Source organism: Enterobacter sp. 940_PEND (genome assembly GCF_001059415.1).
Lineage (GTDB): Bacteria > Pseudomonadota > Gammaproteobacteria > Enterobacterales > Enterobacteriaceae > Enterobacter > Enterobacter cloacae_M.
In genome coordinates, this window is record NZ_JUMS01000087.1 from 18,966 (window position 1) to 45,060 (window position 26,095).

Sequence of the window (26,095 nt, forward strand, 5' to 3'; positions counted from 1 at the left end):
CCACGCATCGCCCTGTAACGGTGATTGAGGCCGGTCTCTGGCGCAGGTATAGTACAGTCCTCAGATGTAGCCGGAGGATGTCCATGAACCCTGACGACAAATCATTTTTTCTTGACGCCATGGAAGATGTCCAGCCCCTGAAGCGCTGCGCGGATATTCACTGGCAGCCCAGCCGCAATACGCGGACGCGCGAGGAGGTGGATAGCGAACAGCTGGATAACTTCCTGACGCTGGATTTTCTTGACGTGCTTCCCCTGGAAGAACCGCTGGCGTTCCAGCGCGAAGGGGTACAGCAGGGCGTTATTGATAAGCTGCGCACGGGTAAATACGCCCGCCAGGCCAGCTTAAACCTCCTGCGTCAGCCCGCCGAACGCTGCCGTCAGATGCTCTATTCTTTTATTCGCCAGGCCGGACGAGACGGGTTACGCAATCTGATTATCATTCACGGGAAAGGGCGCGAGCAGAACTCGCATCCCAATGTGGTGCGCAGCTATCTTGCGCGCTGGTTAACCGAGTTCGAGGAAGTGCAGGCCTTCTGCGTGGCGCTGCCGCATCACGGCGGCAGCGGGGCATGTTATGTTTCACTGCGAAAATCGGATGAGGCAAAACAGGAAAACTGGGAGCGACACGCCAAGCGCAGCCGCTAGCGGGCGATCTCCTCGCCCGCCGGTGACTCAGAACGTTTCCCAGTTGCTGTCGGTGGAGGCGGTTGTCGTTGCCGGGCGCAGCAGCTGTGGCGTTTTCAGATTGGCCGGGCGCGGGGCGACCGCTTTTTCTTTGCCGTTCAGACGAAACGCCGCTACCGCCTGGCGCAGCTGCTCGGACTGATCTTCCAGTGCCGCAGCCGCCGTGGCGGACTCCTGCACCAGCGCGGCGTTTTGCTGCGTCACGCTGTCCATCTGCGAAACGGCCAGGCTCACCTGCTCAATGCCGCGGCTCTGCTCGTCAGAGGCAGATGAAATCTCACCCATAATATCGGTCACGCGGGTCACGGCGGCGACAATTTCCTTCATGGTGGTGCCAGCCTCGCTGACCTGCTCAGAACCAGTATTCACCCGGCTGACGGAGTTCTCGATAAGCCCTTTGATCTCTTTCGCCGCCTGCGCGCTGCGGCTCGCCAGCGTACGGACTTCACCTGCAACAACCGCAAAACCACGGCCCTGTTCCCCGGCGCGTGCCGCTTCCACCGCTGCGTTAAGCGCCAGAATGTTGGTCTGGAACGCGATGCTGTCGATCACGCCGGTAATATGCGCAATTTGCTGTGAACTGTCGGCGATTTCGTTCATGGTGCGAACCACGTTATCCACGACGTGACCGCCGCGCGCGGCCGTTTCAGAGGCGTTTTTCGCCAGCAGCGTGGCCTGACGGGCGTTATCGGAGTTCTGCTTAACCGTCGCGGTCAGCTCTTCCATGCTGGCGGCGGTCTCTTCGAGCGAGGCGGCCTGCTGCTCGGTGCGGGCGGAAAGATCGTTGCTCCCTGCGGCAATTTCGCCTGCGCCGGTGTAGATGGAATCCGTACTTCCCCGTACGGCGCTGACGGTGGTCACCAGCGACTGCTGCATCTCATGCAGGCCGGCGGCCAGCTGGCCCATCTCATTGCGACCGGAGATAGCGATCTCCTGCGTCAGGTCGCCCCCTGCAATGGCGCGAATATGGTTCATAATGGAGTGGAGAGGTTTTAACAGCAGGTGTTGTAAACCCTGCCAGATGACCACCAGAACCGCGATAACGGCCAGCAGAATAGCCGCCAGCGTCCACTGCATCTGCGTGAAGCTGCTCTGGTTCTCTTCGGTTGCGGCCTTCAGCAGTGTGTTGTTTTCGGCGCGCCAGCGGTTATAGACCGCTTCCATCTCGTCCTGCGCCTGCTGCGCGTCCAGATCGCCATAGGCCTGGTAGTTGTCGGCACGCAGATACTCAATCGATAAGCGCATCACTTCGTGCATCTGGTTCCAGGACTTCTGCATCTCGTCGGTTAATGCCGCCTCCTGGCCGTTAACCTGCGGCAGCTTCTGCCACTCTTTGTTATAGGCTTCGGCTTTTGCCAGCGAGTCGGCTGCGGTGCCAAGCAGTTTATTGATCGCTGCAAGGGAAGCCGGGTCGCGCTGGTTTTTCAGGTAGCGGATCGCCACGCGGGTGACGGTGACGCGCGTTTTCACCAGCGTGTTTACGCTGTCGCTCAGGCTCTCCTGCTGGGCATTGAGCACGCCGGAATTCTGGAAATTATGGCGATCGTTGCTAACGGCAGAGTAGAACAACCCTCCCGTGACAACTTGCAGCAGACAGAATATGGTGAGGGCAAAGATAATACCGGTAATCACGTGCAAATTTTTCAGCATAGCGGTCGTCCGTTAGAAAGGATGCAGAGGTACACCAATACTATCGTCGTATAGAATTTAAACTTTAATTTAACTCGCGCTTAACTAAGGGCTCCGGTAAGGAACCTGTTGTAAATCCGGATCATTTTTATGAGGAAGGTTAACATGAGCAGCATTGATAAAAGCGGGACGTACGCGCTCGGGACGCGGACGGTAAAACGACTGGGCTACGGTGCGATGCAGCTCGCCGGGCCGGGCGTCTTTGGCCCACCGAAGGATAAGCAGGCCGCGCTGGACGTGCTGCGAGAAGCGGTGGCGGCGGGGGTGAACCACATTGATACCAGTGATTTTTATGGTCCTCATGTCACTAACCAGCTGATCCGCGAGGCGCTTCACCCGTACCGGGACGATCTGACGCTCGTCACCAAGATTGGTGCCCGCCGCAACGACAAAGGTGCCTGGCTGCCGGCCTTTTCCGCGCAGGAACTGACGCAGGCGGTGCATGACAACCTGCGTAATCTGCAGCTGGACGTGCTGGACGTGGTGAATCTGCGGATCATGTTTAGCGCACACGGGCCGGCGGAAGGGTCGATTACGGAACCGCTCTCCACTCTGGCCGAATTACAGCAGCAGGGTCTGGTGCGTCATATTGGCCTGAGCAACGTCACGGCAACCCAGGTTGCGGAAGCCCAGAAGATGGTGCCGGTGGTGTGCGTGCAGAACATGTACAACATTGTGAACCGGGGTGACGACGCGCTGGTGGATCTGCTGGCGCAGCAGGGGATCGCGTATGTGCCGTTCTTCCCGCTGGGCGGCTTTACGCCACTGCAATCTTCCGGGCTGAAGACCGTCGCGGATTCACTTGGCGCCACGCCAATGCAGGTTGCGCTGGCATGGCTGCTGCAACGTTCCCCGAATATTCTGCTGATCCCTGGCACCTCTTCCGTAGCGCATTTACGGCAAAACCTCGCGGCGGGGGAGCTGCGGTTGCCGCCTGAAGCACTGGAAACGCTGAATTCGCTGATGGATTAAAGGTGACACGCGCAAAGCCTGAAGGATGCTTCCGGCTTTGCGCGCTTAGGCTCCTGTCTGACTTTTCTGCCTGTGCAGCGCTAATGCTTCCGCCACAATCTCCTGCTTGCTCTTACGCGTCTCAAAGGCGGTGGTTCTGATGTACTCCATCAGATCGGGATCGATGCGGGCGCTCAACATCCTGAGATCGGCCTCCTTTGCCAGACCGCGTGCAACACGCTTGTCTGGATAGTCACGGGCTGGCATTGAAAATATTCTCCAGTAAGTCTTGTTAATTCGTTCGGTAAAATATGCTTTTATCTGACTTAAAAGTCAACATGCAGTGATTTGGTAGTGATTAAATTTCCAAATAAGTCATTATGAAGTATTTGCTATATGACTTTTTAATGACTTATCTTGGCGCGTCTCTTAATGCATTCCGGGGAGAACCGTGGGGCGGGTTATCGGCGGGCAACGTTGCTAAATTAAAACCGCTCAAACTTCAACGCGTTTGGGTTCGCCTTTGGAAATGACCTTGATCCTTGTCCATAATTCGTAATACTGTATTTATATACAGTATCTGGCGAGAAAGGCATTATGGACACTCTCTTTTCTTATCACCCAAAACAAAACATTGAATTACCTTTGTTTTTAGAACGCGTGGCCTGTGGTTTTCCCAGCCCGGCGCAGGATTATGTGGAGGATCGTCTCGATCTTAACCGGCTGGCAGTCAGACACCCCAGTGCGACCTATTTTATCAAGGTGAGTGGAGACTCCATGATTGGGGCGGGGATAGGCGACGGCGATCTGCTGGTGGTCGATCGCTCGTTAAATGCCGAACACGGTGATATCGTCGTGGCGTCGGTCGCCGGTGAGTTTACGGTGAAAGAGCTACAGACCCGTCCGGTTCTGAGACTTCTGCCGCATAATGCCCGCTATCAGCCGATTACCTTTCAGTCCGAAGAGGAGCTGCAGATCTTCGGCGTCGTCACCCACACTCTCAAAACGCATAAACATGTTCGCGCTGGTTGATGTGAATAGCTTTTACGCCTCCTGCGAGAAGGTATTCCGCCCCGATCTGCAGGGGAAACCCATCGTGGTGGTGTCCAATAACGACGGCTGCATTATTTCGCTGTCGCGGGAGGCAAAGCAGTTCGGCATAAAAATGGGTGAGCCGTATTTTAAATTCAAAGAAAAGCTATACCCGTCAAAAGTTTACGTCTTTAGCTCGAACTATGCGCTGTATGCCGATCTCAGCAGTCGGGTCATGCAGACGCTGACCGATCTCGCCCCGGCAATCGAGATTTACTCCATCGATGAGGCGTTCGTGAACGTTTCAGGGGTCAGCCACTGCCTGTCGCTGGAAGCGTTCGGTCACCAGATGCGCACAGAGGTCTTAAAAAATACGGGCCTAACCGTTGGCGTCGGTATTGCCCCGACCAAAACGCTGGCGAAGCTGGCCAACTATGCGGCGAAACGATGGTCCGGCACTGGCGGCGTGGTCGATCTCTCAGGCCGCGAGCGGCAGCGTAAGCTGCTGGAAAAGGTTCCGGTAGAGGAGGTGTGGGGGGTAGGGCGGCGCATCACGAAAAAGCTCAACGCTATGGGGATCACCACGGCGCTGGAGCTGGCGGAAGCGTCGTCCTGGGTCATACGCAAACATTTCAACGTGGTACTGGAACGTACGGCCCGCGAACTGCGCGGTGAGCCCTGTCTTGATCTGGAGGAGTTCACCCCCACGAAGCAGCAAATCATCTGTAGCCGTTCGTTTGGACACCGTATTACCCAATATGAAGAGATGCACCAGGCTATTTGCGCCTACGCGGAACGCGCTGCGGAAAAACTGCGCGGCGAGCATCAATACTGTCGTTTTATCAGCGTATTTGTTCGCACCAGCCCGCATGCGGACAACGAAATTTATTACGGCAATCAGGCTTCTGTCACCCTGATGACGCCCACCAATGACTCGCGCGATATCATCCGCGCCGCCACGGAGGCGCTGGGGCGCATATGGCTCGACGGCTATCGCTATATGAAAGCCGGGGTCATGCTGGCGGACTTTTTCAGCAGCGGCGTCGCCCAGCTTAATTTGTTTGACGATAATCGTCTGCGCGCCAACAGCGCGGCGCTGATGGAGATGATGGACAGCGTAAATCATTCCGGTAAAGGGAAGATATGGTTCGCCGGGCAGGGTATTGAGAAATCCTGGGCGATGAAGCGTGAGATGCTGTCACCGGCCTATACGACGCGGTACGCCGATTTGCCGGTGGCGAAGTAGAAGATGGTTGCGTTATTTCTTTTGCACCAACCAGGTTGCCGCAGCCGCCAGCGCGCCGATCAGCGGCATTTCGCCCGCTCCGGCCAGGAAGTTATAGCGATCGATCTCGTTATTTTTACGGATATCGGCAAGGCGGGTAAGCGCCTCTTTTTCATCCGCGGCGCCAATCTCCTCAAACTGTTTTTCAAACCCCTGAGCGATGAGCTGAGCGGCCGCATCGGTGTTTGCGCTCTCGATCGCAATCAGGTTCGGGCCTTTTTGGAAAAAAAGATAATCCGGCATAAGTGCTCCAGAAAGAGGAGAATACGGTAAAAATACTCTATTCCTGGCGGTTAAAAAATGCACGTCATTTACGGCGGAAAAATCAGTTTTTCTTCAGTATTTCAGGCAGCAACTGCTCAATCACGCTGACGACCTTTCTGACGCGCTGCGGAATAAAGCGGGCGTCAGGATAGACGGCATAGAGGAAGCGATCGGGTAACCGCCACTCGGGCAGCACCGGCACCAGCGTGCCCGCCTGCAGCGCCCTGGCCACGAGCGGTCGCTGCATGCCGCCGATACCGATGCCTGACTCCAGCGCCTGCAGCAGCGCGTCGCTGGTGTTGGCACGGAAAACGGTATTCACGTTGACCTCGACCGTTTCCTCGTCAGAAATCAGGCGCAGGGGGGCATCCAGCGGAATACCGCTGAACCGTACGTGTGGCAGCGTGGTAAGTTCGCTGACGGCGTGTACGGCCTGAGAACCGGGAGCGGCAAACAGCGCGGCTTCAATACGCGCCAGCACGCGAGCCGCGTGCGCCTGCGGAGGCTCGCTGCTCAGCCGTATCGCGACATCCACGCCCTCCGTCACCAGATCGGCAAGGCGGTCATCCAGGGAAATCATCAGCTGCAGTTCGGGATGCAGGCGCTGTAGCGCCAGCAGATGCGGCAAAATGATCTGCCCCAGGCCGCTCGGCAACTGGACATGGACGCGTCCCTGAACGCGATGATCGGCAGGATGTAAACGCCTTTCCGCTTCCCCCATAGCGTCCAGCACAAGCTGCATATCTCGCCGGTAACGTTCACCCTGTTCGGTCAGCTTCATCGTACGCGTCGTACGGTGCAGCAGCACCACGCCAAGCTCATCCTCAAGCGCCGCGATCTGTTGACTGACGGCGGACTGCTTAATACCGGTCTGACGGGCGGCCGCTGAAAACGAGCCCGCTTCAGCGACGCGTAGAAAGGTAGAAATGGCGGTGAGCTTATTATTCATTTAATGATTCTGCTTATAAGTGCCATCGATTTCAGGGGATATCTCCAGAAAAAATAATAGATCACACTGCGTCTGTCACCCTTTCCGGAGAAACACCATGAATAAGATGCAGCAACACAACGTCGCCCTGGTCGCGGGCGCCAGCGGCATTGTCGGCAGACAGCTGGTCAATACGCTCCTGCACCATCAGTGGGAGGTGATTGGCCTCAGTCGCCGCGAGGTAACCCATCCGGACGGCATTCCCGTGGTGAACGTCGATTTACTGGATGCGAGGGATACCGCACGGGCGCTGCACGCCCTGAACGGTGTCACCCACATCTTTTACAGCGCCTGGGCGAACGCGGCGAACTGGACGGACATGGTTGAGCCGAACGTCACCATGCTGCGTAATCTGGTCAGCACCCTCGAAAAAACGGCGCCTTTGCAGACGGTAAGCCTGATGCAGGGGTACAAAGTCTATGGTGCGCATCTGGGGCCGTTTAAAACCCCGGCGCGGGAAAGCGATCCCGGCGTACTGGGTGCCGAATTTAACGCCGCGCAGCTAGCGTGGCTCAGCCAGTTTCAGCTGGGGAAACGCTGGCACTGGAATGCTATCAGGCCGGGCGTGGTGGGGAGCGCGGTACCGGGTAATGCCATGAACCTTGCGCTGAGCATCGCCCTGTACGCCTCCCTGTGCAAGGCGCTGGGGTTACCGCTGCGTTTTCCCGGTTCGGAACAGGCCTGGCACAGCATCGTTGACCATACCGACGCCGGGCTGCTGGCCGAGGCCACGGTGTGGGCCGCCGCGTCACCTGCGGCACAGAATCAGGCGTTCAACGTAAACAATGGCGATATCTGGCGCTGGAGCGAGCTGTGGCCGCGCATCGCACGCTGGTTTGAACTGGACTCTGCGCCGCCGGTGAGGCTGTCATTTCATCAGCTGTTTAACGACTATCGCGGCGTATGGCGCGAGCTTGCCGAAGAGCGGCTGGTGGAAGCGGATATTCTGCAGCTGAGCGACGGGCGGTTTGCCGATTTTGTCTTTGGCTGGAATTACGACATGTTTGGTGACGGGAGCAAGCTGCGCAGGACGGGCTTTACGCAAATGCAGGCGACCGATGCGATGTTTTTCCGCCTGTTCGCGCAGTTGAGAGCCGCGCGGATTATTCCCTGACCGTAAGGGTTGTTGTCATCAACGATCGGCGCGTTATACTCACGCGTTAATAAAAAAGGTATGGTGGGGCAGAGGGATGCACGAGAGTTTAAAAATTATATCAGTCGCGCTGCCCCTCATTGCGCTTTTCATTCTGTTAAGCTTTTTTGTCAGACGCATTCGCCAGGCAAAACGCATCATTTCAGACTGTAACGGGATGAAAAAGATATCTGCCAACCCCTCAATATTTGGCGGGAATGCAGGTAAAACCTGGTTTTATGATGACCTGTTTTTATATGAAGTTAAAAAAACGCCACCCGTAAGATTGCGCTGGCTAACATCATTAAAATCGGGCCGGGAAATACCGAAATAAATAGCAGACGGGTCTGGATTGTTATTTACCGTGATGGTGCTAATGAAAAGCAAGTACAGTTTTATAACAATCTCACCCTCTGGAATCACAACTTCACGGCTTTTATGGCAGCGGTAAAAAGTGCCAATCCTGAAGCAGTCGTTAAAGAACGATCAATCCTCAATCTGTGAAATTATCCCTGCCGGGCGGCCAGCTCGTGACACAGCGCACCAATCTGTTCCACGGCGTTCAGCAGGCGGGGCGTGGGTTCGTTTGCGCAGTTCAGCCGCAGAAAGTGCGTTAACTCCGCGGCAGGGGAAAACAGGGGGCCAGGGCTGACGCCAATGCCCAGCGCCAGCGCGCGACGATGCACCTCCAGCGCGTTGACCCGCTGAGGCAGTTCAACCCACAGCAGGAAACCGGCAGCGGGTACGTTAACGCGCGTACCGGGCGGAAAGCTCGCCTTGACCTGCGCCACGACGGCGCGAACGCCCTCTGAGATCCGGCGCTTCAGCCGCCGCAGATGGCGATCGTAGTCGCCGCTCGCCAGAACATCGCTCGTCGCCGCTTCCAGCAGCGGGGCGCCAGCCCATTCTCCGGCCATGCGGGCCTGTAAGACCTGCGGGGAGTAGCGTCCGGCGGCGATCCAGCCGATTCGCCATCCGGGCGCAAGCGTTTTAGACAGGGAACTGCAGTAGATCACATTCCCGCTCAGGTCGAACGCCTTGCAGGCCGGAGGGCGTTGCCCCTCGCCGACCAGATCACCGTAAACATCGTCCTCAATTAAAGGAATTTCAGCCTCTTCAAGCAGGGCAACCAGTTCCTGCTTGCGCGCGACGGGCATGCTGGCACCCAAAGGATTTTGCACCGTGGGCGAGGCCAGAACGGCCGCGGGGCGGTGGCAGCGAATAGCGTCCGCCAGCGGTTCCAGCAGCAGGCCTTCCACAGGGTCGGTGGGGATCGCTAAAGCCTTCAGGCCTAAATCCTCCAGCAGCAGGAGCGTACCAAAGTAGGCTGGCTGCTCAATCGCCACGACATCACCCGGCTGGCACACGGCCCGAAGGGCCAGGCGCAGCGCCTGCGTCGCGCCTGCGGTAATAATGAGATCGTCCGCCCTGAACCGGGCTCCCCACTGGGCAGAGCGCGCGGCAATCTTGCTTCGCAAATCCCGCCTTCCCGGAGGCAGGCTGTAGCTCTGTCCATGCGCGTCCAGACGACGGCCCGCAGAGTGCAACGCCCGCTGCAGCGCATCTCCCGGCAGCCACGCGGGATCGGGCAGGGCGGCGCCCAGCGGGATCAGCCGGGCTTCTGCACTGCTGAACAGCGACCGGGCCACGGCGGACATGGTGACGGGGACCGGGCCCGGCGTGGAGCGCGTGGGCTCCGCGCGCGGAGGCTGGCTGGTCTGACGGATGTAATAGCCTGAACGCGGGCGCGCAACGATCAGCCCCTCAGCCTCAAGGCAGCGGAGGGCCTCCAGCGCCGTCGGAAGGCTAACGCGCTCGCGTTCGGCCAGTTTGCGCGCGGAGATCATCCTGTCACCGGCGCGCAGCGCGCCGGACGTAATGGTAAAACGCAGCATATCCGCAATACGGCGATAGTGAGGAGAGGACCGGGACGGGGCAGACATGGGTAACTGTTCAGGCTAATTTTCGATAAAACTGACTATACAGCCATTGATGCGCGCCATCTATAGTGTCCGGCATGTTCAGGACAAGGAGGCATTATGCAAAGCGATAACTTCAACATTTCCACCTATTTCAAACGCATAAACTATACCGGACCGGCGGGTGTCGATACGGCCACCCTGCATGCGCTCATGCGCCATCAGCTCTTTTCCGTTCCCTTTGAGAATCTGGACGTACAGGCGGGCAAAGTTGTCTCGCTGGCGCCAGACGATATCGCCGATAAGGTGTTAACGCAGGGACGCGGTGGCTACTGCTATGAGGTAAACGGGCTTTTTGCCATGGCGCTGGAGGCGTTAGGGATCCCTTACCGCTTCGTGGCGGCGCGCCCGATGTTCTACCCCGCGCGGCGGCCGAAAACCCACATGGCGATCGTTGCTGAGGTAGATAGCCGACAGTGGCTTTGCGACCTCGGTTTCGGCAGCTACGGTATTCGTGCGCCAATGGCGCTGGACACGCTTGATGTGGATATCACGCAGGATTTCGACACGTTCCGACTGAGCCGCAGCGCGGAGGGTGAGTATTTGCTTGAGGCGAAGGTTGAGGGAGAGTGGGCCCGGCAGTACGGCTTTGATCTCACCCCTCAGGAATGGATTGATTTCGTTCCGGCCAACTACCTTAACTCCACGCACCCGGATGCCATCTTTGTGCAGAAGAGGGTGGTGGTGCAGCACAGCCCGGAGGGACGCCAGATTTTGCTGGGCGATGTGCTGAAAACCATCACGGCGAACGGCACTGAAACGCGGCAGCTGGCGGAGGAGGAAATCCGCCATGTCCTGAAAGACCGTTTTGCGCTGATCGCCGCGTAATCTGCCGGGAAACGGTGGAGCCTCAGCGCAGTCCGTCTTCTGCGGCGTTGCGCTGAGCTCCCCACTGTAACAGCAGGCTAAACGACGCGGGTAACACGGTCAGCGTCACCAGCGTCGCGACCAGCAGCCCGCCGATAATGGCATAGGCCATTGGCCCCCAGAAGACCTGATGAGAGATCGGGATCATGCCCAGAATGGCGGCGCAGGCGGTCAGACAGATGGGTCTGGCCCGGTGCTCCGCGGCCGCCATAATTGCGGCATCGTTTGCCATCCCCTGAGCAAGATTGCTGTCAACTTCGCTAATCAGTATCACCGCGTTGCGCACGATCATCCCCGCCAGGGCGATGACGCCCAGCAGCGCGACAAACCCCATCGGCGTGCCGCCGGGCAGCATAGCCAGCACGATCCCCGGCAGGCCAAACGGGGCCATCAGGAGGGCCAGCAGCATCCGGGAATATCGCCGCAGCTGAAGCATCAGCAGCAACAGCATGAGGACCAGCGTTACCGGAAGAACGGTAAAGACGGAGCTGTTCCCCTTGTCCGATTCGGCAACCGCGCCGCCCTCTTCAATGCTGTAACCTGCGGGCAGGCTCGCGCGCAGCTTGTCGACCGCCGGACGCAGCGCCGCGGATACCGCTTCAGCCTTCAGGCCCGGGGCAAGGTCCGTTTGCACCGTGATAAAGGGTACGCGCTGGCGACGCCAGATGACCGGATCGTCCACGCCCCAGACCGGCGTCGCGACGGCGCTGAGCGGAATTTTTTTACCGTCATTCCCCTGAATCGTGAGCGAGGAGAGGGTGGCGGTGCTGTGACGTGCATCGTCCGTGGCCCGCAGCACCACGTCGACAAGGCGGTCGTTATCCCTGATGGAGGTGACAACGCTGCCGGACCAGACGGTGTTCAGCGTGCGGGCGAGGCTTTCTGACGATATTCCCGCCGCCCTGGCCGCCGTCTGATTCACCTTAAGGGTGATGACCCTTTCAGGCTCTCCGGCCGTCTGGTTAACGTCGCGTGAGAACGGGGAGCGGCCAATCGCGTCCGTGAGATGGTTCGCCAACGCCCGAACCTGCAGATAATCTGGCCCGCTCACCCGGTATTTGATGGGCCAGCCGACGGGCGGCCCCAGCTCAAGGGGCGACACGCGCGTGATGATGTCGCTAAACTGCGTCGCCAGGAGCCTGTTGAGCTGCGCATGCAGACGATCCCGCGCCTCAAGATCCTTAGCCACCACGACCATCTGGGCGATATTTTCATTTTCCAGCAGCACGTCCATCGGCAGGTAAAAACGGATGGCGCCCGACCCGACGTACGTCGAATAGCGATCGATGTTGCCGTTGCCGGCCAGCGCCTTTTCCAGCTTTTTCACCTCTCTTAGCGTTTCCGGCTGCGACGCGTTGGCCGGAAGCGTCAGGCTGACCAGCAGCTCAGGCCGATCCGATGCGGGGAAAAACTCGCCCTGCATAAACGTCGTGCCGTACGCTGACAGCCCCAGCGCGGCAAGCGCAATCAGCACGGAAGCGAGCCGGTGGCGCAGCGCCAGGCGTAAAAGTCGTCCGTACCCGCGCGCGATCCTGCCGGGGCCTACCGCGTGATGTCTGACTTTTTCCGGCAGCAGCCACGTGCCCGTCAGCGGCGAAAACAGGATCGCGACGGCCCAGGAGCAGAGCAGGGCAATGAGCACCACCGCAAACAGGGAAAAACAGTATTCACCGGCGCTGGAGGCCGCAAAACCAACGGGAATAAAGCCGGCAATCATCACCAGAGTACCGGTGAGCATCGGGAAGGCCGTCGTTTTGAACGCATGGGTGGCCGCATGCCGACGGGAATCCCCCGCTTCCAGCCGCGAGACCATCGTTTCGACGGCGATCATGGCGTCATCCACCAGCAGGCCCAGGGCAATGATCAGCGCCCCGAGCGAGATGCGCTGAAGGCCGATGCCTGCGAGCATCATCCCGGCAAACGTCATGGCGAGCACCAGCGGGATGGCCGTCGCCACGACCAGTCCGGCCCGTAAGCCCAGCGAGACAAATGAAACCGCCAGCACGATAACAACGGCTTCGATAAGCACCCGGATAAATCCGCTTACCGCGTCACTGACCACCGCTGACTGATCGGCAACTTTCACCATCTCGATACCGTGCGGCAGCCCGGCGCTGAGGGCCGCCATTCTGGCATTCAGCGCAGCGCCGAAACGCAGCATGTTGCCCGTTGGCGCCATCGACACCGCCAGCCCGATAGCCGGCTTGCCGTTCACCCGATAGGCCGGGGCCGGTGGCTCGGCGATTTCCCGGGTGACGGTGGCAATGTCGGTCAGCGGAATATAGCGATTGTTCACGTGCAGCGTGACGGCGCGTAAGCTCTCTTCGGTCGTGAGCGCCCCGCTGACCTTGATCGCCATGTTCTCTTTTTCGGTACGCATTGTTCCTGCCGGGACAACCGCATTTTGCGCCCGGAGGGCGTCGGCAACCTCCTGAATATCAAGCCCCATCCCGGCCAGGCGCGCCGGAGAAAAGGCGAGAACCCACTGCTCCTGCTGTTCGCCCAGCAGGGTGGTTTTGCCTATATCCGGCAGGGACATCAGCTCGCGACGAATTGTCTCTGCGCGATCCCGCACCTCCCGCAGGGTGAAACCCTCGGGAATAAAGGCATAAATTGTGCCGAACGTGTCGTCAAACTCGTCGTCCACGGCAGGGCCCTGCACCCATTCAGGCAGGGACGGCGCGATGTCCTGCATTTTTTTGCGAACCTGATACCAGATGTCCGGCACGCGTTGCGGGGGCGTATCGTCACGGAGGTTGACGTGGATAACGGTGCGTCCGGCCCGGGTTTCACTTTCGAGATAGTCCAGCCAGGGCGTTTCCTGCAGCTTTTTTTCAAGCGTATCGGTCAGCAGACGGGTGGTATCCGCCACGGAGGCTCCCGGCCACTGCGCGGAGACGACGGCCGTTTTAATGGTAAAAGCCGGATCTTCGTTACGCGGCAGCTTCTCATAGCAAAACACGCCCATCGCAATTACCAGCAGCATGAAAAAGCTGACCATCTGCTGGTTCTTCAGCGCCCAAGCGGAGAGGTTAAATTTGGCTTCCGGTCCGGTATTCATGGCTGAACCTCCCCAGGCACCACCGGCTCGCCGGACCGCAATGTGCTCACGCCCGCCGTAATCACCCTGTCGCCCGGCTCAAGGCCGGAGGCAATCATGACGGAGGTGGCCGTATAGCTCGCGGGCACCACAGCGCGCAGCTGCGCCCGCGACTGCGGGGTAATCACAAAAACGGCCGGTTTGTCGCCGATGCGGGTCAGCGCCGAGGCGGGAAGGGTGTAGCCGCGCGGGGCTGACGATGGCAACGTGACGGTAACGCTGGCGCCCAGCGCCATGGCCGCCGGCGGGTTTTGCAGGGTGGCCCTGACGCGCCAGGTGCGGGTCTGAGGATCGGCCTGCGGGGTAATATCCCGCAGCGCGGCAGACGCCTGTACCGACGGATCGCTGAGGAGTGAAACCCGCAATTCTGTCTTATCCAGAGGCGGGATCGCATCCGGAGTGGCAATATCAAACGCCACGTCGCGGGCTTCACCCGTTGCCAGCGTCAGCACGGACTGACCATCGCTGACAACCTGCCCCGCAGAGGCGTTCACGGCCGTGATGACGCCCGCCTGCGGCGCGATCAGGCGCGTCCAGCCGAGGCTTTCGCGGGCATTTCGCCATGCGGCCTCGCTGCTTTTTAAGCGCGCGCGGGCGACAAGCCAGTCGGCACGGGCGCTGTCGAGCTGCGTGCGGGCGATAGCACCCGTTGGCATGAGCTTTTGCATTCGACTGACGTTAAGCGCGGCGACCTGCGCCGAGGCTTTGGCACCTTCATAGTCAGCCGCCGCGCCGTCGAGCTGGTTTTTCCCGGTTGTATTGTCAAGCGTGGCCAGCAGCTGTCCGGCAGTGACCCGGTCGCCAATATCAACGCTGCGCGTCAGTATTCGGCCCCCGGTCCGAAAGCTCAGGGTCGTTTCATCGTGGGCATGGATCTCACCGGTTCTTTCCAGCGCGGGAAGGGTCTGGGCGGTCCCGACGACGACGTAGCGTACCGCTCGCGCAGGGTCGGGCTTATTTTCGTGTTTATCACCGCAGCCGGTCAGCGGAAAAATCGCCAGCGCAAGCAGGGCCAGGGGAAGAAAATGCAGCCAGGAAAGGGTGCGCGCCACGCCGTACAAATGATGCAGGCAGTGGCGGAGGGAGAGAAAAAATTCGTCTGACATAACGCCGCTCCATAAAGGGAATGGCGTTATTAAATGCGCGCTACGTCGAGAAAGATTCGACGTTCTGTCAAGGCTTTATCAAGAGTGGATATTTTCATTACCGGACGGGTGCCAGGGCAAAAAAATGCGCACGGCGAGGCCGCCGGTTTCCGGCAATGACGCGCTAATCTCACCCCCATGCGCCTCGCAAATCGCCCGGGCGATGGATAAACCGAGGCCGCTGCCGCCGGAATGCCGCGCGCGGGACTGCTCCTCGCGGCTAAAGCGTTTAAACATTTCCGGTAAGAACTGGGGCGACACGCCCGGCCCGTCATCGGTAAATTCGAGGATGTAATGACCGCTGGCGTAGTGCAGCGCCACCTCGAGGTGGCCGCCCTCGCGTCCGTAACGTAGCGCATTTTCCATGAGGATGGTAACGACCTGTCCAAGACGGAACGCATCGCCTCTGAAGGGGCTGGTGCGCGGGTTGCGAAGCGTTATCCGAAAATGATGCGCGTCAGCCTCGGGCATGATCCAGGCAGCCCGCTCCTGAATCAGCTCATCGAGGCAAAACGGCTGGTCCTCCAGCACGAGGTTACCCGCGTCGGCGAGCGACAGAAGGTGAAGCTCATCGGTGAGGCGGTTGAGGTGCTGGAGCTGTTTCATCACCATGCCGAGCTGCGCCGGGCTGGCATCAAACACGCCGTCTAACATGCCCTGCAGACGCCCGATGGCGGCCGTCAGGGGCGAGCGCAGCTCGTGCGCCATCGCGACGTGCGAGGCGCGGAGCTCTTTTTCATAGCGGGCGAGCTGTCCCGTCATGGAGTTAAAGTCGGTCGCAAAGCTGACCATTTCCGCCGGCGCATCCTCGATCAGTTCCGCCTGACGGCCAAACTGCCCGTCGGCGACATCCTTTGCCGCATCGCGAAGGCGGCTGAACTGCAGCGCCAGCGGCCGGGCGTGTTTGAGCCCCATCACCACGATAAACGGGATCATCACCAGCACCAGCAGGGCCACCGTGGCCCAGTCGGCTGAGGCGATAGACGGCGTGGAATAGCTCAGGCCCCACCAGGTGTCCACAATCGAGTGGAAGCGGGCCGGATTGGCCTGCGGGTTCTGGCTGAGCGTCAGAAACTCCTGGCGGACCGCCGCTGGCATTTTGCCCATTATCCAGTAGTTCTGAACCGCATAGCGCAGCCACATGCAGGTGGCAATGACGATCACGCTGCCGATAGCCAGCGCCAGGATGCGCGCGCAAATCCAGCGCCACAGAGAGGAGTGCTGATTTTTAATCATGGCTGTCTGAACCTGTAACCCACGCCGCGAACGTTGATCAGCACGCCGGAGATCCCCGCCGCTTCCAGTTTTTTACGCAGGTTATAAATGTGGGTATCCACCACGCGCTCCAGCGCCTCGCTTTCCGGCAAACAGTGCTCCAGTAAATACTGGCGGGAGAACGGGTGCGCCGGAGAACGCAGCAGCGTTGCCAGAAGCGAGAATTCCGTTGGCGTAAGATCGAGCATCACGGGCGCGTCGCCGCCGTTATCCACGCACGCCACAATGGCGGCCACGTCCACCTCCAGCGTTTGCCAGCGAAGGATTGCTTCGTCCGTCTCTTTTTTACTGCTGCGCCGCAGCACCGCCTGCACCCGAGCCACCACTTCGCCCGGATGATAAGGCTTCACAACGTAATCATCGGCACCGTATCGCAGGGCGCCAATGCGGTCAGGGGTATCCCCCATGGCCGTGACCATGATCACCGGCACATCGCTTTTACGACGCAGGCCAGCCAGCACCTCGGTGCCGTTAAGCCCCGGCAGCATCACGTCCAGCAGAATGAGGTCGGGCTTCCACCGCTGCGCCATATCCAGCCCGGAATGACCGTCTCCGGTAATGGTCACGTCGTAATTTTCCCGCCGTAAATAGGCCTCGAGCACGCCAGCCGCATCGGCGTCATCTTCAATAATCAGCACTCTTCTGGACAACATCCGTTCACCTTGACCATTTCTTAACACTATCCCGACGATTCATTGATTCAGCCAAATCATACTGCGCCAACGTTGTGTGGCCGCCCCCGTATCAGGAGGCGCCAGCGTCCGTATGGAGAGCAGTATGATAGCGATAAAAAAAGTCCTGTATATGTCCGTCCCGCTTCTGATGGCCGTGGCTTCCGGCGCGCAGGCGGATGATGGCACCGCGTCCGATTCCCTCACCGTCGGGCTTGGGGGGGAGTATGCCCCGCGTTACTCAGGCTCAGACAAGCAGGTGTGGCAGGTGGTTCCTGTGCTGCAGGGACGCAAAGGCGCTTTCTTTATTGATGCGCAAAAAGGGGGGGGATATGACCTGCAAAACGACAGCGGCTGGTATTTCGAACACACGCTGGGCTACGACTTCGGAAGGGCTGAGAAAAATTCTGGCTGGCGTGAGGGCGCAAACAATCTGAAAGGGATGGGGGACATTGATGCCACCCTGAATACCGGCCTTTCCGCGGGCTGGCAGGCCGCGCCATGGCTGAGTATGGAAGGCAAAGCGACGCTGCCGTTAACGGACAGCCAGGGGGCAAGCTATCAGGCCTCCGTGACGCTAATCCCCTTACAAAATAATCAGGATACTGTTGCCTTTCAGTCAGCGGCCCTGTTTGGCGACAGCCGTTATCTGAATACCTGGTATGGAGTCAGCGAGCGGCAGAGCCGCCGCACCGGCTATCGCCGCTATGCTGCGCCGGGTGGATTCTATGGCGTCGACACCAGCCTGACCTGGAGCCATCAGTTCGATGCCCACTGGGGGACGGTGCTGAGTGCGGACTATACCTGGCTGGGCGATCGTGCGATTAACAGCCCGATCGTGATGCGGCGCAATGAGGGGGCTGCAACCGCCGCTATCACCTGGACATTTTAAATTCGAGGAGCACGAGGGGGCGAGAGGATTATTTCTTCTTATCCATCATCGCTTTTAAATCGGCAAACGGGTTAAACGTGGCGACGCCCACGTCTTTTTGCGCGTCTTCCCCGGCCACCACGGTGGTGCCGTACTGATCCGCTTCGGTGTATTTCGAATGTTCGTGATCGTGGCAAAACAGGCACAACAGCTCCCAGTTGCTGCCATCTTCCGGGTTGTTGGTATGGTCGTGATCGATATGGTGAACCGTGAGTTCACGCAGATTTGAATAGACAAACTCGCGCGAGCAGCGTCCGCAGACCCAGGGATAGATTTTTAATGCTTTTTCGCGATAGCCGCTTTCCAGCCGCGCGTAGTTTTTGGGGATCAAAGCCATTGCCGGTTTTACCTGCCATGAAAAGAGTGGGGAAGATTATATCCCATTATGGGGCGGAATGAAGAACCACGCTATTCTGTCAATTTATTTGATGCTTTCCGTTAAATAAACGGCATTTATTCTTATCGGGTAATGCGTAAAGTGGACAGAACGCAACGTATTATCAGGAAAAATGGTTATGAAAAAGATCGGATTTTTATCCTTTGGTCACTGGACGCCTTCTCCGCAGTCCGGCACGCGCTCGGCGGCAGACACGCTGCTGCAGTCCATCGATTTAGCCGTGGCGGCTGAAGAGCTGGGGGCAGATGGCGCGTATTTCCGCGTGCACCACTTTGCCCGACAGCTTAGCTCGCCGTTCCCTCTGCTGGCGGCAATAGGCGCAAAAACGAAAACCATCGAAATCGGTACTGGCGTGATTGATATGCGCTATGAAAATCCGATGTACATGGCTGAAGATGCGGGCGCGGCGGATCTGATTTCCGGCGGTCGTTTGCAGCTTGGCATCAGCCGCGGCTCGCCGGAGCAGGTCATTGATGGCTGGCGCCATTTCGGCTATGTCCCGCAGGAAGGAGAAGACGAATCGGATATGGCGCGCCGTCATACCGAGGTGCTGCTTGAGGTGCTGCGCGGTGAAGGGTTTGCAAAACCTAACCCACAGCCTATGTTCCCGAATCCGCCGGGGCTGCTGCGTCTGGAGCCGTATTCTGAAGGGCTGCGCGAGCGTATCTGGTGGGGCGCCGGTTCCAATGCGACGGCCGTATGGGCCGCAAAGCTGGGAATGAACCTGCAAAGTTCAACCCTGAAGGACGATGAAACCGGCGAGCCGTTCCATATTCAGCAGGCAAAACAGATCCGCGCGTACCGTCAGGCCTGGAAAGAGGCAGGGCATTCTCGACAGCCGCGGGTGTCGGTCAGCCGCAGCATTTTTGCGCTGATGGACGACCGCGACCGGATGTATTTCGGTGCCAGCCGCAACGACAGCGATAGCGTGGGCTATCTTGATGAGAAAACGCGCGCGATCTTCGGGCGCAGCTATGCGGCGGAGCCGGACAAGCTGATTGAACAGCTGAAAAAGGACGACGCGATTGCCGAAGCCGATACGTTATTGCTGACCGTGCCGAACCAGCTCGGTGTGGATTACAATGCGCACGTGATTGAGTCTATTCTCAAACACGTCGCACCGGCAATGGGCTGGCGCGAGTAGTCGTTCCGCTATCAGCCGTGAGATCGTAATGGAAAATCTGGCCCTCTGGTATCGCCGTTTTGGCGAGCCAGAAACCGTTCTGCAATCTGAAACCGCGCCGCTTGGGGCGCTTGCGCCGGGTCATCTGCGCGTGCGAATGCTGTTTTCTCCCGTGAACGCGTCCGATCTTATTCCCATTACCGGCGCCTACCGCCACAGAACCCCGTTACCGGCGGTAGCGGGGTATGAAGGTGTCGGCATTGTCACCGACGCGCCCGCGTCCTTTGCGCATCTGCTGGGTAAACGCGTCCTGCCGCTGCGCGGTCAAGGCACCTGGCAGCGCTATGTTGATTGCCCGGCAGAGTATGCTATCGCCGTTCCGGACGCTGTTGACGCACATCTGGCCGCACGGGCCTATATCAACCCGCTGGCGGCGCAGATGATGCTTACCCGCTATCCGCCTGAAGGAAAGCGGGTGCTGCTGACGGCTGCCGGGTCGGATTGCGCCATTCTGCTGGGGCAGTGGGCACGTCAGTCAGGAGCGGAAGCCGTGTACGGGATCCACCGTTCCCCCGTTCACGCTGAACGGCTGGAGGCGATGGGTATCATTCCCGTCGCGCAGCATGACGCGCAGCGGATTGGCACCGTCGCCGCGCGTGCTGACGTCGTCTACGATGCCACCGGCGGGCCGCTGGCGGAAGCGATCCTCAGCGCGATGCCCGAGCAGGGCATGTTTGTCTGCTACGGGCTGCTCTCCGGGCAAACGTTCAGACAGCAACGGCCCGCGCCGCGCGTGGCGTGGTTCCATATCCGAAACGGTCTGGATGCGCTCAGCGCTGAGGCGTGGCGCGCGGAGTTTGACCGCATCTGGCTTAATTTACCCGCCAGCGGGTACAGCGACGTCACGGTGTATCCGCTGGCGGAATGGCGGAGGGCGATCGGTACGTATCGCGAAGGGGGAAGGACCCGCAAGCCCCTCCTGTCGATGGCGTACTGACCGCTATTTATGGCTCATATCGCTCAGCAGCACGGCGATGGTTTGCCCGCCCGCCGTCTGTTCCAGGCCAATCTTGACGATAATGGTCAGCGGGACGGAGAGCAGCATTCCAACGGGCCCGAGCAGCCAGCCCCAGAAAATCAGGGACAAAAAGACCACCAGCGTGGAGAGTCCCAGCCCTCGCCCCATCATGCGTGGCTCAAGAATGTTACCGAACACCAGGTTGATGACCAGATAGCCGGCCAGCAGGATCAGCGCGTCATAAAACCCGCTGAAAACCAGCACCTGAAGGATAGGGGGGATCGCCGCCAGCACGGAGCCGATGTTGGGAATGTAGTTAAGCGCAAACGCCAGTAACCCCCAGACAAAGGCAAAGCGAACGTCCAGCGCCAGAAGCATCGCCCAGACGACACCGCCCGTGACCAGGCTAATCGCCGTTTTCAGCACCAGATAGCGGGAGACGCTGTCCAGCGCGCGTTGAATCGCCCCCATGCCTTCAACCGGACGGACCATCATCTGCTGCAGCTTTGCCGGCAGCTGCGGCACCTCCAGCAGCATGAACACCACCGTTAAAAACAGCAGGAAAATGGAGGTCATGGCATTGGAAAGCTGCGCCAGCAGGCTGGTGACGATCGTCATCGCCGCGTTGGGGTCGATATATTTCAGGAGCTCCTCAACCGAGACTTCGATACCCGCGCGCTGCAGCCAGGGTTCTAGCTGCAGCAGCGGTATCGCCAGCGAAGAACGGTACTTTGGCAGCGTTCGCGCCAGCTCATTGAGCGAGGTCCCCAGATACGCCACCAGCAAGACCATCGCCACAATGATGATGCTGATAAGCAGCGTGATCGCCAGCACGCGCGGGATGCGCAGGCGCGTCATGCGCTGCACCAGCGGGTTAAGGATCACCGCGATAAACAGGGCCAGAATAAAGGGCACAATAATGTCGGCGGCAAAACGAACGCCTGTCAGTATGATCACCAGCATGCCCAGCATGATGACAATTTTTAACCCGTTCAGGGTAATAATGGGTTTAGCCATGGTGACTCCGAATTTTTCTTTATATTTATAATAAAGGTGAAAGGCGTTGCAATAAACTAACCAAAATCAAACGGTATGGGTAAAGAATTGCAAAGACTTTGAGTAAAATCCTGGCTTATGGTACAAATCTGGTGTGTTTAACTACCGAGGACAATTTTCATCCGCAAAGACGAGAAGCAACAACGCGGATAATTGTAATTTTATGGACAATATGTTCAGGACGTACTCTTCAAACAATACCGCTGTCTACTCCACCTCCTTCTGCCTGCTTTCTGGTGAGCAACACTGGCGCACCGCACTATAGTCATTCCTTCTGCCTGAGCTGGCGCTAAGCGCTTAGCTATCTGATTTCAATTCGTTTTTTTTGGGTTTGCTGCATGCAGTGGGCCACGATGGATTATATTCTCAAGCAGGAGAAAAACATGTTTTACTGGATCCTATTAGCGCTGGCTATCGTCGCTGAAATTACCGGCACGCTGTCTATGAAATGGGCAAGCGTCAGCGATGGCAACACCGGTTTTATTTTGATGCTGGTGATGATTTCGCTTTCTTATATTTTCCTCTCGTTTGCGGTGAAAAAAATTGCGCTGGGCGTCGCGTATGCACTGTGGGAAGGGATCGGTATTTTGTTGATTACGCTGTTCAGCGTGCTGATATTTGACGAAACATTAACAACAATGAAGGTCGCCGGATTAACGACGCTGGTCGCGGGTATTGTGCTGATTAAATCGGGTACCCGTAAGCCTGGCAAACAGCAGAAGGAGCAGAACCATGCAACAGTTTGAGTGGGTTCATGCGGCCTGGCTGGGACTCGCCATCGTGCTGGAGATCCTGGCGAACGTTCTGCTGAAATTCTCGGATGGTTTTCGCCGTAAACTGTACGGCCTGATGTCGATTGCCGCGGTTCTGGGGGCGTTCAGCGCCCTGTCCCAGGCGGTAAAAGGGATCGATCTGTCGGTGGCCTATGCGCTGTGGGGCGGTTTTGGTATCGCCGCCACGCTGGCCGCAGGCTGGGTGCTCTTCGGCCAGCGCTTAAACAACAAGGGCTGGATGGGGCTCATCTTGCTGCTTGCCGGCATGATCATGATAAAACTCGCCTGACGGTCATAAAGCCATCCTTTACAGGCAGCGAAATTCGCTGCCTGTATTACGCTTAGAAAAGCAAAACATGAAGAGGATGGCTGATGTATCGCACATTAAGCTGGCGCAATATTCCCAATGCGAGAACGTTGTTTGCCATGGTCTTTATGGCGGGCATCGGCTTAATCATCTCCGTCGTCGCACTCCTCTATCTTTCCCTGCATCTTATCAGCACCAAAACCAATGAAATTGATGAACACCGCACGGCGCTTTCCGTGCAGGGGGCTATTCAGACATCGGTTAACCGCGTCTCATCTCTGGTGCTTGACAACGCCGTCTGGGACGATGCTGTGCGGGAAGCCTACCGTCCCACGCTTAATACCGACTGGCTGTACGACACCTGGGGCACCGGCTTTAAAATTGATAACCTCTATGACGGCACCTTCGTGCTGGATGAACATTTCAACGTCCTCTGGGGATCGTTTAAAAGTCAGCCTTTTCAGGAGACGAATCTCGATTTTTTCGGTAAGGGGCTGAAAGCCCTTATTGCTCAGCACGCGCGCGCCTTATCAGGCGATAAAAATATTTATGCCGGGATCAGCAAAACGCGAAGCGGCGTCGCCTTTGTGGGCATTGGGCTGATTCGCCCAATGGTCGGAAGATTACAGGTTACCGACGGAACGCGCCGCTATCTGGTGATTACCCGTCATCTGAACGCCAGAATCTTATCCGACCTGGGGGCGACCTTTCAGATCGATAACCTTCACTTTACGCCCGATAAAGTTAACGAGATGAGTATGCCGCTGCGCAGTTCGGCTGGGGAGCTGCTGGGCTATCTGAACTGGCAGGCGCGGCTTCCGGGGGCGCAGGCCGCCCGGGCGGCATCCTCTGATATCACGCAGATTGTTGTGCTGGCATCGGCTCTGATCCTGCTCTTTATTCTGGTGAGCAGCGTGGGGCTTTACAAGCTTGCGCGAGGAGAAAGCCAGGCACGTCTGGTGGCCAGAACGGACTGGTTAAGCCATCTGCCGAACCGGCGAGCGCTTATCGAGGCGCTGGATCGGGTGAGCTTACGCGGAGATATCGACGTCAAAAGCGTGGTGTTTATCGATCTGGATGGTTTTAAAGATGTGAATGATATCTACGGCCACAGCGTGGGGGACGATCTCATCGTGGCGATTGCGAAAACGCTGAGTGAACGGGTGCCGCCGGGCGGGATGCTGGCCCGCATGGGCGGGGATGAGTTTGCCATGACAATCGGCGGTGATGATGCAGAGGCCCGAGCCACCGCGTTTGCCGTTTCGGTGCTGGATTACCTCGCCACCCCGGTTCAGCTGGGGGAACGCACGATCCATATCGGGGCCAGCATCGGTATCGCCAGCGGAACTCTGATTGAATGCACCAGCTCAGAACTGTTTCGCCGCGCCGATATTGCCATGTATCACGCCAAAATGAGTGGGAAAGGGCGGATTACCCACTACGATGCGGAGCTGAACAGCGTCCGGGAACGCAAGCTGGCGATTGAAAATCAGATCCGTAGCGGTCTGGAGCGCGATGAGTTTGAGGTCTGGTATCAGCCGATCGTTGACGCTCGCACTCAGACAATGAGCAGCGTCGAAGCGTTGGTCCGCTGGCCGCGTCGCCCGGAAGGGCCGCTGGGCCCGGATACCTTCATCGCCATCGCGGAGACCAGCGGTCTGATTTACAAACTGGGCCAGTTTGTATTGCAGCGCGCCTGTCAGGATCTCCAGCCATACGGTGACTTAAAGCTTTCCGTTAATATCTCTCCCGCGCAATTTCGCGATCCCGCCTTCGAAGACAAAGTGGCCAGCGTGCTGGAGAGTACCCGTTTCCCGGCCCACCGGCTGCAGCTTGAGGTAACGGAGAGCTATGTGCTGGAAAATCCGGATCGTGCCCGCATGGCAATAGCCAATCTTAAAGCACTGGGTACCGCGGTGGCGCTGGATGACTTTGGCACCGGCTATTCCAGCATTGGCTATTTGCGGCGTTTTAACTTCGACACCATCAAGATCGATAAATCCCTGGCCGGGCTGGTGGACAACGATGAACAGGCAGCCGCGCTGGTGAGCGGCACGGTGCGGATCGCCAACGCGCTGGGGATGGCGGTGGTCGCCGAAGGGGTGGAAACCGAGAAGCAAATGAAACTGCTGCGGCTGGCTGGCTGCGATCAACTGCAGGGTTTTTGGTTCAGCCAGCCGATGCCGATTGAGTCAATCAGGGCACTGCATCAGGTCAGACGATGCTGATTTATTGCTGTGCCAGCGCTTCCAGCTTGTCGCGAAAACCGGTCACAGACAAGGCCCGGTTATCTGCGCGCCAGCGATCTTTCGCCGCCGGTGCAGAGCTCTGCACGCCAATCAACTGCCAGCCGTTATCTGTTTTCAGCATCAGCGGTGAACCACTGTCACCCGGCAACGTATCGCACTGGTGCGAAAGTACGCTGTTTTGCGCCCAGCCCGTCACAATACAGTCGGTGTGGGTGTAAAGCGTATCCAGATGGTCGACAGGATAGCCGGACTGCGTCACATTTCGGTCAGCGGCTTTCAGGGCAGCGGTGAGTGCGTCTTTGTCGCCGTCAAATAACGGCAGCGGCGTAATGCCGGAAGGGGGGTAGCGTAAAACGATCAGGCCAAAGTCCCATGAGGCGGCCGCCGGTGGCACGATCCAGCCGTCACCATCAGGCTTCAGGCGTTTGCCAAGAGACGGATCGACCCGGCCTTCAATGCCGTGGATTTCATAGCGCCAGGTCCCTTTTTGCGACACAAACCGCAAGGCCACCGCTTTATCCGGCTTGCCGTTTGGCGGCGTTAACAGACAGTGGCCTGCCGTCAGGGCAAGCTGAGGGGTGATCAACGTCGCAGTACATAAGTTACCGCTGGCGGTTTCCAGTTGACCTATAGCATCCCAGGGCGCCAGGGTGGGATCGGTGACGCGCGTGCGGTCGTCATGATTGAAAAAAAGCGTCTTGAGCTCTTTCGCGCTAATGGTGTCATCACCGCCATCATCCGCATGTGAGAATCCAGAAAAAAGACCAAACGTTCCCAGTAACAACACAACAGATTTACGCATATCTCACTCTGGTGGGGGGTAATTATGATTATTAAAAGTGAACCCTATGAAAATACTATAGACGGGACAGCGCTAAAGTGGGAGTAAAATCAGCGTACTACAATCAGGAAAGATAAAAATGGCTGGCAATGAGCGCGCATAAAATAAGCAGGATCAGAATCAGCTCAAACCGATAGCGTCGCAGCATACGCCCTCCGGATAAAAAAAACGGCGCGGAACCTGTCCGGTTCAGCGCCGGTTTACCAACGTGCCCCGAAGGACACGGTTAAGCTTGTACTCTTACGCAGCTGGCTGTGCAGCTGGTTTAGCAGCTTCGTGTTTTACTGCTTTTTTGTGATGCTTTTTAGCAGCCTGAGCTTTCTGTTCTACAGCCGG

Annotated in this window: 26 protein-coding genes and 1 pseudogene; 14 read left to right on the forward strand and 13 right to left on the reverse strand. The window is 58.2% G+C overall.

Annotation, left to right across the window (positions count from 1 at the left end):
• Window positions 1-83: 83 nt before the first annotated feature.
• Window positions 84-647, forward strand: coding sequence for a DNA endonuclease SmrA (gene smrA / locus ADJ24_RS11925; protein ID WP_023311482.1), 564 nt, complete (start codon window positions 84-86; stop codon window positions 645-647).
• A gap of 27 nt (window positions 648-674) precedes the next feature.
• Here the strand turns inward: smrA and tcp are convergent, their stop codons facing one another.
• Window positions 675-2,336 (reverse strand): methyl-accepting chemotaxis citrate transducer, encoded by a 1,662-nt coding sequence (gene tcp / locus ADJ24_RS11930; protein ID WP_023311483.1) that lies wholly within the window; start codon window positions 2,334-2,336, stop codon window positions 675-677.
• 144 nt (window positions 2,337-2,480) lie between these two features.
• On the opposite strand from tcp, the gene ADJ24_RS11935 reads away from it, so the two are divergent.
• Window positions 2,481-3,347, forward strand: a complete 867-nt coding sequence (locus ADJ24_RS11935; protein WP_023311484.1) for an aldo/keto reductase family oxidoreductase — start codon at window positions 2,481-2,483, stop codon at window positions 3,345-3,347.
• Window positions 3,348-3,392: 45 nt separating this feature from the next.
• Here ADJ24_RS11935 and ADJ24_RS11940 read toward each other — a convergent pair whose 3' ends face one another.
• Entirely contained in the window at window positions 3,393-3,593 is a 201-nt protein-coding gene (locus tag ADJ24_RS11940) for a hypothetical protein (RefSeq protein ID WP_023311485.1), read from the reverse strand.
• A gap of 330 nt (window positions 3,594-3,923) precedes the next feature.
• Here ADJ24_RS11940 and umuD point away from each other — a divergent pair, with 330 nt between their 5' ends.
• Together umuD and umuC are read left to right on the forward strand one after the other, a co-directional pair.
• Entirely contained in the window at window positions 3,924-4,358 is a 435-nt protein-coding gene (gene umuD, locus ADJ24_RS11945; protein ID WP_023311486.1) for a translesion error-prone DNA polymerase V autoproteolytic subunit, read from the forward strand.
• Window positions 4,342-5,604, forward strand: a complete 1,263-nt coding sequence (gene umuC, locus ADJ24_RS11950) for a translesion error-prone DNA polymerase V subunit UmuC (protein WP_023311487.1) — start codon at window positions 4,342-4,344, stop codon at window positions 5,602-5,604. Before umuD ends, umuC begins: the two co-directional genes overlap by 17 nt.
• A gap of 12 nt (window positions 5,605-5,616) precedes the next feature.
• Here umuC and ADJ24_RS11955 read toward each other — a convergent pair whose 3' ends face one another.
• Both ADJ24_RS11955 and ADJ24_RS11960 read right to left on the reverse strand, forming a co-directional pair.
• On the reverse strand, window positions 5,617-5,886 hold the full coding sequence (locus tag ADJ24_RS11955) for a hypothetical protein (RefSeq protein ID WP_023311488.1): 270 nt from the start codon (window positions 5,884-5,886) through the stop codon (window positions 5,617-5,619).
• An 82-nt stretch (window positions 5,887-5,968) separates the two neighbouring features.
• On the reverse strand, window positions 5,969-6,856 hold the full coding sequence (locus ADJ24_RS11960) for a LysR family transcriptional regulator (protein ID WP_023311489.1): 888 nt from the start codon (window positions 6,854-6,856) through the stop codon (window positions 5,969-5,971).
• Window positions 6,857-6,953: 97 nt separating this feature from the next.
• Between ADJ24_RS11960 and ADJ24_RS11965 the strand changes: the two genes are divergently transcribed.
• Together ADJ24_RS11965 and ADJ24_RS25545 are read left to right on the forward strand one after the other, a co-directional pair.
• Window positions 6,954-8,009: an SDR family oxidoreductase gene (locus ADJ24_RS11965; RefSeq protein WP_023311490.1), complete on the forward strand. Its 1,056-nt coding sequence runs from the start codon at window positions 6,954-6,956 to the stop codon at window positions 8,007-8,009.
• A gap of 76 nt (window positions 8,010-8,085) precedes the next feature.
• Window positions 8,086-8,361, forward strand: a complete 276-nt coding sequence (locus ADJ24_RS25545) for a hypothetical protein (RefSeq protein ID WP_023311491.1) — start codon at window positions 8,086-8,088, stop codon at window positions 8,359-8,361.
• 172 nt (window positions 8,362-8,533) lie between these two features.
• Here the strand turns inward: ADJ24_RS25545 and ADJ24_RS11970 are convergent, their stop codons facing one another.
• Window positions 8,534-9,970 (reverse strand): PLP-dependent aminotransferase family protein, encoded by a 1,437-nt coding sequence (locus ADJ24_RS11970; RefSeq protein ID WP_023311492.1) that lies wholly within the window; start codon window positions 9,968-9,970, stop codon window positions 8,534-8,536.
• A gap of 96 nt (window positions 9,971-10,066) precedes the next feature.
• On the opposite strand from ADJ24_RS11970, the gene ADJ24_RS11975 reads away from it, so the two are divergent.
• Complete coding sequence (locus ADJ24_RS11975) at window positions 10,067-10,834, forward strand: arylamine N-acetyltransferase family protein (protein ID WP_023311493.1); 768 nt, start codon at window positions 10,067-10,069, stop codon at window positions 10,832-10,834.
• Window positions 10,835-10,856: 22 nt separating this feature from the next.
• Here the strand turns inward: ADJ24_RS11975 and ADJ24_RS11980 are convergent, their stop codons facing one another.
• The 4 genes from ADJ24_RS11980 to ADJ24_RS11995 all read right to left on the reverse strand — a co-directional run bounded on the left by ADJ24_RS11980 (window position 10,857) and on the right by ADJ24_RS11995 (window position 17,046).
• Window positions 10,857-13,934: an efflux RND transporter permease subunit gene (locus ADJ24_RS11980; protein WP_023311494.1), complete on the reverse strand. Its 3,078-nt coding sequence runs from the start codon at window positions 13,932-13,934 to the stop codon at window positions 10,857-10,859.
• The gene (locus ADJ24_RS11985; RefSeq protein ID WP_023311495.1) at window positions 13,931-15,079 is read right to left on the reverse strand and encodes an efflux RND transporter periplasmic adaptor subunit; all 1,149 of its coding nucleotides are present in this window, start codon (window positions 15,077-15,079) and stop codon (window positions 13,931-13,933) included. Before ADJ24_RS11985 ends, ADJ24_RS11980 begins: the two co-directional genes overlap by 4 nt.
• Window positions 15,080-15,157: 78 nt before the next feature.
• Window positions 15,158-16,354 (reverse strand): sensor histidine kinase, encoded by a 1,197-nt coding sequence (locus tag ADJ24_RS11990; RefSeq protein WP_023311496.1) that lies wholly within the window; start codon window positions 16,352-16,354, stop codon window positions 15,158-15,160.
• The gene (locus tag ADJ24_RS11995; RefSeq protein ID WP_023311497.1) at window positions 16,351-17,046 is read right to left on the reverse strand and encodes a response regulator; all 696 of its coding nucleotides are present in this window, start codon (window positions 17,044-17,046) and stop codon (window positions 16,351-16,353) included. Before ADJ24_RS11995 ends, ADJ24_RS11990 begins: the two co-directional genes overlap by 4 nt.
• Before the next feature lie 124 nt (window positions 17,047-17,170).
• Between ADJ24_RS11995 and ADJ24_RS12000 the strand changes: the two genes are divergently transcribed.
• A complete protein-coding gene (locus tag ADJ24_RS12000; protein WP_023311498.1) occupies window positions 17,171-17,956 on the forward strand; it encodes a MipA/OmpV family protein in 786 nt (261 codons plus the stop codon).
• 28 nt (window positions 17,957-17,984) lie between these two features.
• Here the strand turns inward: ADJ24_RS12000 and yajD are convergent, their stop codons facing one another.
• The gene (gene yajD, locus ADJ24_RS12005) at window positions 17,985-18,332 is read right to left on the reverse strand and encodes an HNH nuclease YajD (RefSeq protein ID WP_003857471.1); all 348 of its coding nucleotides are present in this window, start codon (window positions 18,330-18,332) and stop codon (window positions 17,985-17,987) included.
• 178 nt (window positions 18,333-18,510) lie between these two features.
• On the opposite strand from yajD, the gene ADJ24_RS12010 reads away from it, so the two are divergent.
• Together ADJ24_RS12010 and ADJ24_RS12015 are read left to right on the forward strand one after the other, a co-directional pair.
• Window positions 18,511-19,536 carry an LLM class flavin-dependent oxidoreductase gene (locus ADJ24_RS12010; RefSeq protein ID WP_023311499.1) on the forward strand — a complete coding sequence of 342 codons (1,026 nt, stop codon included), beginning with the start codon at window positions 18,511-18,513 and terminating at the stop codon, window positions 19,534-19,536.
• Between the two features lie 28 nt (window positions 19,537-19,564).
• Window positions 19,565-20,512 (forward strand): zinc-dependent alcohol dehydrogenase family protein, encoded by a 948-nt coding sequence (locus tag ADJ24_RS12015; protein ID WP_023311500.1) that lies wholly within the window; start codon window positions 19,565-19,567, stop codon window positions 20,510-20,512.
• Between the two features lie 3 nt (window positions 20,513-20,515).
• Here ADJ24_RS12015 and ADJ24_RS12020 read toward each other — a convergent pair whose 3' ends face one another.
• Window positions 20,516-21,550, reverse strand: a complete 1,035-nt coding sequence (locus tag ADJ24_RS12020) for an AI-2E family transporter (protein WP_023311501.1) — start codon at window positions 21,548-21,550, stop codon at window positions 20,516-20,518.
• A 133-nt stretch (window positions 21,551-21,683) separates the two neighbouring features.
• On the opposite strand from ADJ24_RS12020, the gene ADJ24_RS25855 reads away from it, so the two are divergent.
• The 4 genes from ADJ24_RS25855 to ADJ24_RS12035 all read left to right on the forward strand — a co-directional run bounded on the left by ADJ24_RS25855 (window position 21,684) and on the right by ADJ24_RS12035 (window position 24,897).
• Window positions 21,684-21,854, forward strand: coding sequence for a hypothetical protein (locus ADJ24_RS25855; RefSeq protein ID WP_085930315.1), 171 nt, complete (start codon window positions 21,684-21,686; stop codon window positions 21,852-21,854).
• A gap of 118 nt (window positions 21,855-21,972) precedes the next feature.
• On the forward strand, window positions 21,973-22,335 hold the full coding sequence (mdtJ, locus tag ADJ24_RS12025; RefSeq protein ID WP_023311502.1) for a multidrug/spermidine efflux SMR transporter subunit MdtJ: 363 nt from the start codon (window positions 21,973-21,975) through the stop codon (window positions 22,333-22,335).
• Window positions 22,322-22,651 (forward strand): multidrug/spermidine efflux SMR transporter subunit MdtI, encoded by a 330-nt coding sequence (mdtI, locus tag ADJ24_RS12030; protein WP_024909144.1) that lies wholly within the window; start codon window positions 22,322-22,324, stop codon window positions 22,649-22,651. The genes mdtJ and mdtI overlap by 14 nt, the downstream gene beginning before the upstream one ends.
• An 83-nt stretch (window positions 22,652-22,734) precedes the next feature.
• Window positions 22,735-24,897 carry a bifunctional diguanylate cyclase/phosphodiesterase gene (locus ADJ24_RS12035; RefSeq protein ID WP_023311504.1) on the forward strand — a complete coding sequence of 721 codons (2,163 nt, stop codon included), beginning with the start codon at window positions 22,735-22,737 and terminating at the stop codon, window positions 24,895-24,897.
• A gap of 1 nt (window position 24,898) precedes the next feature.
• On the opposite strand, the gene ADJ24_RS12040 is transcribed toward ADJ24_RS12035, so the two are convergent.
• Window positions 24,899-25,720: a trypsin-like serine peptidase gene (locus ADJ24_RS12040; protein WP_023311505.1), complete on the reverse strand. Its 822-nt coding sequence runs from the start codon at window positions 25,718-25,720 to the stop codon at window positions 24,899-24,901.
• Between the two features lie 279 nt (window positions 25,721-25,999).
• Window positions 26,000-26,095: pseudogene (locus tag ADJ24_RS25550) on the reverse strand (acid-shock protein); the annotation flags it as partial.

What these genes read in the sequence shown, in the direction of transcription:
- ADJ24_RS12000 (WP_023311498.1), top strand. Translation starts at nt 17,171, where the DNA reads ATGATAGCGATAAAAAAAGTCCTGTATATGTCCGTCCCGCTTCTGATG.
- tcp (WP_023311483.1), bottom strand. Translation starts at nt 2,336, where the DNA reads ATGCTGAAAAATTTGCACGTGATTACCGGTATTATCTTTGCCCTCACC.
- smrA (WP_023311482.1), top strand. Translation starts at nt 84, where the DNA reads ATGAACCCTGACGACAAATCATTTTTTCTTGACGCCATGGAAGATGTC.
- ADJ24_RS12020 (WP_023311501.1), bottom strand. Translation starts at nt 21,550, where the DNA reads ATGGCTAAACCCATTATTACCCTGAACGGGTTAAAAATTGTCATCATG.
- ADJ24_RS11955 (WP_023311488.1), bottom strand. Translation starts at nt 5,886, where the DNA reads ATGCCGGATTATCTTTTTTTCCAAAAAGGCCCGAACCTGATTGCGATC.
- umuD (WP_023311486.1), top strand. Translation starts at nt 3,924, where the DNA reads ATGGACACTCTCTTTTCTTATCACCCAAAACAAAACATTGAATTACCT.
- ADJ24_RS11940 (WP_023311485.1), bottom strand. Translation starts at nt 3,593, where the DNA reads ATGCCAGCCCGTGACTATCCAGACAAGCGTGTTGCACGCGGTCTGGCA.
- ADJ24_RS11990 (WP_023311496.1), bottom strand. Translation starts at nt 16,354, where the DNA reads ATGATTAAAAATCAGCACTCCTCTCTGTGGCGCTGGATTTGCGCGCGC.
- umuC (WP_023311487.1), top strand. Translation starts at nt 4,342, where the DNA reads ATGTTCGCGCTGGTTGATGTGAATAGCTTTTACGCCTCCTGCGAGAAG.
- mdtI (WP_024909144.1), top strand. Translation starts at nt 22,322, where the DNA reads ATGCAACAGTTTGAGTGGGTTCATGCGGCCTGGCTGGGACTCGCCATC.
- ADJ24_RS12040 (WP_023311505.1), bottom strand. Translation starts at nt 25,720, where the DNA reads ATGCGTAAATCTGTTGTGTTGTTACTGGGAACGTTTGGTCTTTTTTCT.
- ADJ24_RS11975 (WP_023311493.1), top strand. Translation starts at nt 10,067, where the DNA reads ATGCAAAGCGATAACTTCAACATTTCCACCTATTTCAAACGCATAAAC.
- ADJ24_RS12015 (WP_023311500.1), top strand. Translation starts at nt 19,565, where the DNA reads ATGGAAAATCTGGCCCTCTGGTATCGCCGTTTTGGCGAGCCAGAAACC.
- ADJ24_RS11960 (WP_023311489.1), bottom strand. Translation starts at nt 6,856, where the DNA reads ATGAATAATAAGCTCACCGCCATTTCTACCTTTCTACGCGTCGCTGAA.
- ADJ24_RS11965 (WP_023311490.1), top strand. Translation starts at nt 6,954, where the DNA reads ATGAATAAGATGCAGCAACACAACGTCGCCCTGGTCGCGGGCGCCAGC.
- ADJ24_RS11970 (WP_023311492.1), bottom strand. Translation starts at nt 9,970, where the DNA reads ATGTCTGCCCCGTCCCGGTCCTCTCCTCACTATCGCCGTATTGCGGAT.
- ADJ24_RS12035 (WP_023311504.1), top strand. Translation starts at nt 22,735, where the DNA reads ATGTATCGCACATTAAGCTGGCGCAATATTCCCAATGCGAGAACGTTG.
- yajD (WP_003857471.1), bottom strand. Translation starts at nt 18,332, where the DNA reads ATGGCTTTGATCCCCAAAAACTACGCGCGGCTGGAAAGCGGCTATCGC.
- ADJ24_RS11980 (WP_023311494.1), bottom strand. Translation starts at nt 13,934, where the DNA reads ATGAATACCGGACCGGAAGCCAAATTTAACCTCTCCGCTTGGGCGCTG.
- mdtJ (WP_023311502.1), top strand. Translation starts at nt 21,973, where the DNA reads ATGTTTTACTGGATCCTATTAGCGCTGGCTATCGTCGCTGAAATTACC.
- ADJ24_RS25545 (WP_023311491.1), top strand. Translation starts at nt 8,086, where the DNA reads ATGCACGAGAGTTTAAAAATTATATCAGTCGCGCTGCCCCTCATTGCG.
- ADJ24_RS11985 (WP_023311495.1), bottom strand. Translation starts at nt 15,079, where the DNA reads ATGTCAGACGAATTTTTTCTCTCCCTCCGCCACTGCCTGCATCATTTG.
- ADJ24_RS11995 (WP_023311497.1), bottom strand. Translation starts at nt 17,046, where the DNA reads ATGTTGTCCAGAAGAGTGCTGATTATTGAAGATGACGCCGATGCGGCT.
- ADJ24_RS12010 (WP_023311499.1), top strand. Translation starts at nt 18,511, where the DNA reads ATGAAAAAGATCGGATTTTTATCCTTTGGTCACTGGACGCCTTCTCCG.
- ADJ24_RS11935 (WP_023311484.1), top strand. Translation starts at nt 2,481, where the DNA reads ATGAGCAGCATTGATAAAAGCGGGACGTACGCGCTCGGGACGCGGACG.